General features: G+C 70.1%; 8 protein-coding genes. 6 read left to right on the plus strand and 2 right to left on the minus strand.

All coding sequences use genetic code 11. The features are described from left to right. Nucleotides 1–44: 44 nt before the first annotated feature. The 5 genes from ACFSKW_RS37635 to ACFSKW_RS37655 all read left to right on the plus strand — a co-directional run bounded on the left by ACFSKW_RS37635 (nucleotide 45) and on the right by ACFSKW_RS37655 (nucleotide 6,158). The gene (locus tag ACFSKW_RS37635; RefSeq protein ID WP_379578181.1) at nucleotides 45–599 is read left to right on the plus strand and encodes an NAD(P)-dependent oxidoreductase; all 555 of its coding nucleotides are present in this window, start codon (nucleotides 45–47) and stop codon (nucleotides 597–599) included. A gap of 368 nt (nucleotides 600–967) precedes the next feature. Beyond that, nucleotides 968–2,467: an arylsulfatase gene (locus tag ACFSKW_RS37640; protein WP_379578160.1), complete on the plus strand. Its 1,500-nt coding sequence runs from the start codon at nucleotides 968–970 to the stop codon at nucleotides 2,465–2,467. Continuing rightward, entirely contained in the window at nucleotides 2,464–3,471 is a 1,008-nt protein-coding gene (locus tag ACFSKW_RS37645) for a formylglycine-generating enzyme family protein (RefSeq protein WP_379578162.1), read from the plus strand. The genes ACFSKW_RS37640 and ACFSKW_RS37645 overlap by 4 nt, the downstream gene beginning before the upstream one ends. Beyond that, nucleotides 3,468–4,382: an HAD family hydrolase gene (locus tag ACFSKW_RS37650; protein WP_379578164.1), complete on the plus strand. Its 915-nt coding sequence runs from the start codon at nucleotides 3,468–3,470 to the stop codon at nucleotides 4,380–4,382. The genes ACFSKW_RS37645 and ACFSKW_RS37650 overlap by 4 nt, the downstream gene beginning before the upstream one ends. A gap of 96 nt (nucleotides 4,383–4,478) precedes the next feature. Continuing rightward, entirely contained in the window at nucleotides 4,479–6,158 is a 1,680-nt protein-coding gene (locus ACFSKW_RS37655; RefSeq protein ID WP_379578166.1) for a SulP family inorganic anion transporter, read from the plus strand. Nucleotides 6,159–6,212: 54 nt separating this feature from the next. Here the strand turns inward: ACFSKW_RS37655 and ACFSKW_RS37660 are convergent, their stop codons facing one another. Continuing rightward, on the minus strand, nucleotides 6,213–6,872 hold the full coding sequence (locus tag ACFSKW_RS37660) for a DUF6114 domain-containing protein (protein ID WP_379578168.1): 660 nt from the start codon (nucleotides 6,870–6,872) through the stop codon (nucleotides 6,213–6,215). Nucleotides 6,873–6,906: 34 nt separating this feature from the next. After that, nucleotides 6,907–7,503: a DUF6230 family protein gene (locus tag ACFSKW_RS37665; protein ID WP_379578170.1), complete on the minus strand. Its 597-nt coding sequence runs from the start codon at nucleotides 7,501–7,503 to the stop codon at nucleotides 6,907–6,909. A 355-nt stretch (nucleotides 7,504–7,858) separates the two neighbouring features. Here ACFSKW_RS37665 and ACFSKW_RS37670 point away from each other — a divergent pair, with 355 nt between their 5' ends. Next, nucleotides 7,859–8,305 carry a hypothetical protein gene (locus ACFSKW_RS37670; protein ID WP_379578172.1) on the plus strand — a complete coding sequence of 149 codons (447 nt, stop codon included), beginning with the start codon at nucleotides 7,859–7,861 and terminating at the stop codon, nucleotides 8,303–8,305. The last annotated feature ends 59 nt before the right edge of the window (nucleotides 8,306–8,364 follow it).

An 8,364-nucleotide genomic window follows, 5' to 3' on the forward strand; every position in this document is an offset into this window, starting at 1 on the left:
AGGCACCTGGTCCCCGAGTCCGCCGCCATGCGCGCCGACGGGCCGTGGCTGACCACCGGGGCACGGACCTGCACGGCGCCACACTCGGTCTGGTCGGCCTCGGCAAGATCGGCTCCCAGGTCGCGAAGGTCGCCCAGGCCTTCGGCATGGACGTCGTGGCCTGGAGCGAGAACCTCACCCGCGCGCGTGCCGACGAGGCCGGCGTACGGCTGGCGCCCTCGCTGGAGGCACTGCTGTCCGAATCCGCCTTCGTCTCCATCCACCTCGTCCTGAGCGAGCGCACCCGCGGCCTGATCGGCGCCAAGGACCTGGCGGCGATGCGTTCGGACGCCTACCTGGTGAACACCTCACGCGCGGCCATCGTCGACCAGCCGGCACTCGTCCAGGCGCTGGAGAGTCGCGCGATCGCAGGCGCGGGCCTCGACGTCTTCGACATCGAGCCGCTGCCCGCCGGCCACCCCTTCAGAGTGCTTCCCAACGTGCTGGCCACCCCGCACCTCGGCTACGTCACCATGACCAACTACCGCACGTACTTCCGCGAGGCCGCCGAGAACGTCACCGCCTTCCTCTCCGGCACCCCGCTCCGCGTCCTGACCTGAGCGGGATCGTCGGCCGTCAGCGAGGGGGCTACTGCCGGGTCATGATCCGCTGGTGCCGGCGGTCGTCGCTCTCCAGATCGCTGTGGTCGTCGTGGAAGCGGCTGGGAAGGTCCGCACTCCGGCTGTGGACGAACGTTGGCACTTCTTTGAACCGGGCCGTCCCTGCCCACACCTGGGACGGTCCGGATCCAGGCGGGGGAAGTGCCGACCGGTCTACCGGCCGGGTGCGACCAGGGTGTGCCGCGCATTCTTGGTCACTGCCCATTCGAATCTTGACAACCCAATGGCCCGGATGTTCCGGACGGGGAGTGATGCTGGTCGAACGGAGCACGTCTGTGTTTGTCGGGCGATGTGGACCTGGGGGATGCATGCCGGAGCGACCGAACATCCTGGTCATCTTCGGAGATGACATCGGGATCACGAACCTCAGCTGCTACAGCGACGGGCTGATGGGCTACCGCACTCCCAACATCGACCGGATCGCCGAAGAGGGCGTGCGGTTCACCGACTACTACGGCGAGCAGAGCTGTACAGCGGGCAGAGCGGCGTTCATCACCGGCCAGAACCCCTACAGGACGGGCCTCACGAAGGTGGGCATGCCCGGCGCCGACATCGGGCTGCGCGCCGAGGACCCGACGATCGCCACCGCGCTCAAGGCCCACGGGTACGCCACCGGCCAGTTCGGCAAGAACCATCTCGGCGACCGTGACGAGTTCCTGCCGACGGCGCACGGTTTCGACGAGTTCTTCGGCAATCTCTACCACCTCAACGCCGAGGAGGAGCCGGAGCAGGTCGACTACCCGACCGAGGAGGAGTTCCCCGGATTCAGGGAGCGGTTCGGGCCGCGAGGGGTGATCCGCTCATGGGCCGACAAGGACGGCACCCAGCGCATCGAGGACACAGGACCGCTCACCAAGAAGCGGATGGAGACCTGCGACGAGGAGTTCCGTGACGCGGCGGTCGACTTCATCCGCCGCCAGAGCCAGGCCGGCACGCCCTTCTTCGTGTGGTTCAACTCCACCCACATGCACTTCCGCACGCACTGCAAGCCGGAGAGCAGGGGCCGCGCGGGGCGCTGGCAGTCGGAGTACCACGACACGATGCTCGACCACGATGACCTCGTCGGGGACCTGCTCGCCGTCCTCGACGAGCTCGGCATCGCCGAGGACACGATCGTCATGTACTCCACCGACAACGGCCCGCACATGAACACCTGGCCCGACGCCGGCATGACGCCGTTCCGCAACGAGAAGAACTCGAACTGGGAGGGCGCGTACCGCGTTCCCGCCGTGGTGCGATGGCCGGGCAGGATCCCGGCCGGGGTCGTGCTCAACGGCATCGTCAGCCACAACGACTGGTTCGTCACCCTGCTGGCCGCGGCGGGCGTGCCGGACATCGCCGCCAGGCTCAAGGAGGGTACGGAGCTCGGCGGCACGTCGTACCGGGTGCATCTGGACGGCCACGACCAGCTTCCCTACCTCACCGGCGAGGTGGACGAGAGCCCGCGCAAGCACTTCTTCTACGTCTCCGACGACGGGGACCTCACCGCGCTGCGGTTCTACGACTGGAAGCTGGTGTTCCTGGAGCAGCGTGCCGCCGGAACGCTGCGCGTGTGGGCCGAGCCGTACTCGGAGCTGCGCGTCCCGAAGATCTTCAATCTGCGCACCGACCCCTACGAGCGCGCCGACATCACCTCCAACACCTACTACGACTGGCTGCTCGATCACGCGTGGGCGCTGGTCCCCGCGCAGTCGTACGTGGCCGGCATGCTCTCGACCTTCGCCGACTTCCCGCCGCGGCAGGCTCCGGCGAGCTTCAACATCGACCAGGTGTTGAACAGGCTGCGCGCCGGGATACCGAGCGCGTGAGCGGCACCGGACGGCTCGGCGGTCGCGAGGTGGGGGCGACTCACGGCTGCGACGGTTCGATCCGCCTCGGCGGCGGGGTCTTCACGATGGGCTCCGACGAGCACTACCGCGAGGAGGCGCCGGCCCACAAGGTGCGGGTGGACGGGTTCGCCATCGACCCGGTCGCCGTCACCAACCGTCGTTTCGCCGCGTTCGTGGCGGCGACCGGCTACGTCACCGTGGCCGAACGGCCGTTGGACCCGGCGGACTTCCCCGGCGCGCCACCGGAGAACCTGGTGCCGGGGTCGATGGTGTTCGTGCCGACGCCCGGCCCGGTCGACCTGCGGCATCTCAGCCTCTGGTGGAGGTGGACGCCGGGCGCGTGCTGGCGCTCCCCCGAGGGGAGCGGCTCGGACGTCGGCGACCGTCTCGACCATCCGGTGGTCCACGTCGCCTACGAGGACGCCGCCGCCTACGCGGCCTGGATCGGCGCCGCGCTGCCGACCGAGGCGCAGTGGGAGTACGCCGCTCGCGGCGGCCTCGAGGGCGCCGCGTTCACGTGGGGCGACGAGCCGCGGCCTGGGGGTCGCATCATGGCCAACACCTGGGACGGAGACGACTTCCCCTGGCGCTCGACGGGGGAGTCAGGTTGGTCGCGGACCGCGCCCGTCGGGTCCTTTCCGGCGAACCGCTACGGGTTGTTCGACATGGCGGGCAACGTCTGGGAATGGACCTCCGACTGGTGGACCGGGCGGCACCCTGACCAGGCCGCGTCGCCGTGCTGCGTCCCGCGCAATCCCCGCGGCGGTGACGTCGGCTCGAGCTACGACCCGGCGCAGCCGCAGTTCCGCATCCCGCGCAAGGTGATCAAGGGCGGGTCGCACCTGTGCGCCGACACCTACTGCCTGCGGTACCGGCCCGCCGCGCGCCGACCGCAGATGATCGACACCGGCATGAGCCACATCGGATTCCGCTGCGTCTGGGGCTCCTCCGCCTCCGGGCACGTGACGGGTGGCGGGTCGTGACCGCCGGGACCCCGCTGCCGTCATGGCGGCCCGGCGCGACCAGGGACGCGCTCCTCGGGTTCCTCGACGCCGCCCGCTCGGTGCCGCGGGCCGATCGGGTGGCCTATTTCGACAACGACGGCACGTTGTGGTGTGAGCGGCCGGCGTACGTCCAGCTCGAGTTCTTTCTGAGCGCTCTGCGCCGGCGCGTGGCGGACGACCCGTCGATCGGCGAGCGGGACGAGTTCGCCGCGCTCCTCAGCGGCGACCAGGACCGGGTCTGCGAGCTCGGCCTGGCGCGCATCGCGCTCGCGCTCGCGGGCCTGTTCGAGGGCTTCACCCCCGAAGCGTTCACCGCCGAGGTCCGGACCTTCATGGCGACGGCGACCCACGCCGCGCTCGGCCGGCCGATGAGCGCGACCGTGTACCAGCCCATGCTCGAGCTGATCGGCGAGCTCCGCCGGCAGGACTTCACCGTCGGCATCGTCACCGGGGGCGGCACCGAGTTCGTCCGCGCCGTCAGCGAGGACCTCTACGGCGTGCCGTCCGAACTCGTCGTCGGCACGCTCATCGCCTACGACTTCGGGCGGGACGGCTCCGGGCGCCCAGAACTCCGCCGTACCGGCAGGGTCCTCGGTGGTGCCAACGAAGGGCCCGTCAAGGTCGCCAACATCCAGACGCAGCTCGGACGGCGCCCGATCCTGGCCGCCGGCAACTCCGGCGGTGACCGCGAGATGCTCGAATGGGCCGTCGCCACGGACCGGCCGGCTCTGGCGCTGCTCGTCGACCATGACGACGCCGAGCGCGAGTTCGCGTACGCCGGCAAGGCGGCGACCCTGACCGAAGCGGAGCCCATCAAGGAGACCGCCGCGCGCGCCGGTTGGACCGTCGTCAGCATGGCCGGCGACTGGGAGACCGTCTTCCCGCGCTGATGATCGCGGCGAGTGCCCTCGACGTGGATCCAAGTTTTACGACGTCAACGGACGCACCTAGGGATCCCCGGCTGTCGCCGGACACATGATGATGAGATGGGCGCAGGTGTCAGGTCCGCGACGAGAGCGATCCCGCTTCTCGGCCAGCTGGGACAGTACTCGGCACGCTCGCTACGCGCGGACGTCGTCGCCGCGCTCGTCATCTCGGTCACCCTGCTTCCCCAGGCGCTGGGCTACGGCGCCCTGGCCGGGCTGCCGCCGGCCGCCGGCCTGTACACAGCGCTGGGCGCCGCGACGGTCTTCGCCCTGCTCACCCGTACGCGGTTCGTGTCGGTGGGGCCCTCGTCGACGCTGGCGCTCCTGACCTTCAGCGTGGTGCACGAGCGAGCGGGCTCCGATGTCGCCAGGGCGACGGCGCTCGCGGCGGTTCTGTCGCTCCTGATGGGCATGTGGTGCCTGGTCGGGGCGGCACTGCGGTTGCAGGGCTTCTCCGACTTCCTGTCGGCGCCGGTGATGCTCGGGTACCAGGCCGGGGTGGCGGTGGAGGTCATCGCCGGGCAGCTGGGGCCGCTGCTGGGGGTCGCGACGCACGGGACCGATCCGCTCGGCAAAATGTGGCAGGTCTGCACTCACCTGGAGCAGGTCAAGCCGTTCACCGCGGCGATGGGTCTGGGCGCGGTGGTCGCGCTCGTCCTGCTCAAGCGCTGCGTGTCCGCCCTGCCCGGCGGGCTGGTGGTCTGCCTGACCGCGATCACGCTGTCAGCCGCGTTCGGGCTGGCCCGTTACGGCGTCGCGGTGGTCGGGCCGGTGTCCGGCGGCCCGCCCACCCTCGCGCGGCTCTACACGAGCCTTGAGGACGTGTGGGCGCTGCTGATCCCCGCGGCGGGCATGGCCCTCGTCGCCTCTGTCGAGACCGTGAGCGCCGTCCGCCGGACCACGGGCTCCGGCGAACACGTCTCTCTCGACCGGGAGTCCGCCGCCCTGGGCGCGTCGAGCATCGCCTCGGGCGCGCTGGGCGGCTTCCCGCCCATGGCGAGTACCTCGCGAAGCCTGTCAGCCCGCGGCGCCGGCGCGCACTCCCAGCTCTTCTCGCTCGTGGCCGCGGGCATCGTCGTCTTCGTCCTGTTCACCGGCGGGCCGATCATGGCGCTGCTGCCGATGGCGGTGCTGTCGGCCATCGTCATCGTGGGCGCGCCCAAACTCGTCGACGTCCCCGGCTTCGTGCGGCTATGGCGGAGCTACCGCGTGGAAAGCGTCATCGCGCTCATCAGCATGGCAGGGGTGCTGGCCTTCGGCGTACTGGTGGGCCTGCTCGTCGCGGTGGTGCTGTCGGTCGCCCAGTTGCTGCGCCGCGCCGCCCGTCCGCATGACGCCGTCCTCAGTGTCACCGGTGACGACGGTCAGGCCCATGAGCTCGCCGGGCGGCCGTCGCCGCATCCAGACATCCTCATCTACCGCGCCGACGCTCCGCTGTTCTTCGCCAACGCCGCATGGATCCGGCAGCGGCTTCTCACGTCGGTCGCGGCCGGGTCGCCGCCGCCACGGTGCGTCATCCTGGACTTCGAGGCGGTGTTCTACATGGATGCCACCGCCGCCGACGTTCTGGCCCAGCTCACGCTCGACCTGCGGGCGCTCGGCTGCCGGGTCGCGCTGGCGCGTGTGCACGAGCCCGTCCTGGGGCAACTACGAGCCAACCCGTACCACGACGGCGCCACCCAGCGGCTCCCCGTCTTCCCGAGCGTCCGCGAAGCCTTCACCGCCATGCGAGAGCCGTGAACCTGCCGGACCGCGAAGCCTTCACCGCCATGCGAGAGCCGTGAACCTGCGGCCTCACCTCGCCGACTTCCCCAGTTCCGCGACAGCGTCCACGTTCGCGTTCGCGTCCGCCGGACGCGCGTCAGCGTTCGCGGGACAAGCGTTCGCGTCCGCCGGACGCGCGTCAGCGTTCGCGGGACGAGCGTTCGCGTCCGCCGGACGAGCATCGGCGCGGACCCGCGTCACTGACGCCGACCACCGCGGGCGCCTGCCCTCGCCGATCACCGCCTGGCTCAGCGCGCTCGTGCGCGACAGGGCCGCCCGCGCCGCGGCGAGCACGGTCCGGACGTCGAGGGTGTCGAGGCGCGTGTCCGGCCGGCTGACAGGGGTCCACGCGACCGCCAGCATGCCGCCGAGCAGGCCGAAGGTCATGCCGACCAGGAAACCGCCCAGGTTGGAGTAGACGAAGGACGCCATCGACAGCAGCACGGCGACCAGGCCGAGGAACACCCGCTGGCCAGGCTGAAACCAGACGAGCACGCCCACGATCATCATGATCAGGGCGATCAGGTAGGTCGCTCCCACCGTGCCGAACCTGATGGCCACCGACAGCGCGTTGACGGTCAGCGGGATGGAGAGCAGCTCCATCCCCGCCACCAGGATGAACAGCCCGCCCCAGAACGGCCTTGAACGCCGCCACGACTTCATGATCTTCCACCCTCCGGCTCGCGTCATGACCGGTCTCCCACGGCGACGGGGCCGATCCCGCCTAGAAGCACTCGTGTACGCCGGGCATCACCTTGATGCCGAGATCGGGCAGGCTGAAGGTCGCGGCCGTGACCGCCCACGCGCTCAGCTTGACGTTGCGGAGCGTGAGCGCCCTGCCCTGCCCGCCGAAGGTGCCGGCCGGGCCCCTGACCCCGGGAACCTCGTCCAGGGTGCTGGCGTCCCTGCCCAGCTCGATGTCCCTGAGAGAGGCCGCGCTCTGGGCCGCCGCCACGTCGACCACCAGGTCATCGACCGTCACCTCGTTCCCGCCGAGGCCGCCGGTGATCCTGACGGTCACGGCGCCCAGAGGGGTCTTCATGAGCACGCTCTGGCACAGGTCGGTCGCCACGGCTCGCCGGACGCCGGTCACCACGACGGGTATGACCTGGCCCTTCTTGGTGCGCACCACGCCGCCGGCCAGCGCGAAGCCCTGACCGCGCAGCTCGCCGGTGAAGAGCTTGAACGTGTCGCCTGAGACCACGAACGTCGCGCCGATGACGCCCTGAGCCATGGCGCCGATCAGCAGCGATGTCATGGCCGCGACAGGAACGAAGATGAGACCGAAGCGCTTCCAGCGCACGCGTCCCTGCTCAGCCATGAGTCCGCTCCGTATCACTCTGCTCCACGTGGGGGCCAGCGATCCGTCACAGAGAGTCACAGTCTGGCCTGTTGTCGAGCATGGTGAGGTACACGACCTTTGTCGACAGACTCGCCGCGCTTTGCGGGACTTCTCACCCGCGGCTGGACAAACTTGCCGAAGACCAGAAAGACCGTTGATCAGTGGACCTCGCCGCCCGCCGCCCGCGTGGCGTCCGAGGACGCTTGGAGCGCAGGTCAGTCTGTGTTTAGGCTGCGGCTGACGTGCCGGCCGCGGCCGGCCGCCTCGTCAGCGACAGCAGTACGGCGCGCGGAACCGCCGCCCGTCGGCACGAGGGACCGAAGGGGGTTCCGCCATGGCCGCCATTGTGGAGACGCTGCTGCCCATGGGCGGCGTCCTCGTGGGCGCCGCCGCCACCCTCCTTGGCCAGCTGGTGGCCACGAGAGAGAGGAAGAGGGAGGTCGACGCCGCCGGCGAAGCCACCATGCGAGAAGAACGCAAACACGCGATCTTGGACTTCCTGGACATCAGCCAGCAGGTGGGGACCATCGCCATGCGGCGCCACCTCGGAGATGAGCTGCCCGAGGATGTTCACGCGAAGACCGACCTGATGTGGCTCCGCCAGAAATACATCGAGATCGCGGGAAGCCCCGCCCTGCAGCGCGTCACACGCGAGTTCGCCGACCGTCTGATGACCGCCACGTATCGGGAGGTTCCGGCGGGGATACCGCTGCGGCAGTACCTGGAGGAGGGCCGCACCCCCGTCATAGAGGCGGCCCGCGAGGAGCTGGGTTTCGCCTAGATGAATGAGTCCAAGACGTAGCTGCGGAGATAGGGCGAGGGCGCCCACTCTCAGTTTGT

It is taken from the genome of Nonomuraea mangrovi (assembly GCF_042681425.1).
GTDB classification, from domain to species: Bacteria; Actinomycetota; Actinomycetes; order Streptosporangiales; family Streptosporangiaceae; genus Nonomuraea; species Nonomuraea mangrovi.

What these genes read in the sequence shown, in the direction of transcription:
- ACFSKW_RS37640 (WP_379578160.1), top strand. Translation starts at nt 968, where the DNA reads ATGCCGGAGCGACCGAACATCCTGGTCATCTTCGGAGATGACATCGGG.
- ACFSKW_RS37655 (WP_379578166.1), top strand. Translation starts at nt 4,479, where the DNA reads ATGGGCGCAGGTGTCAGGTCCGCGACGAGAGCGATCCCGCTTCTCGGC.
- ACFSKW_RS37660 (WP_379578168.1), bottom strand. Translation starts at nt 6,872, where the DNA reads ATGACGCGAGCCGGAGGGTGGAAGATCATGAAGTCGTGGCGGCGTTCA.
- ACFSKW_RS37665 (WP_379578170.1), bottom strand. Translation starts at nt 7,503, where the DNA reads ATGGCTGAGCAGGGACGCGTGCGCTGGAAGCGCTTCGGTCTCATCTTC.
- ACFSKW_RS37670 (WP_379578172.1), top strand. Translation starts at nt 7,859, where the DNA reads ATGGCCGCCATTGTGGAGACGCTGCTGCCCATGGGCGGCGTCCTCGTG.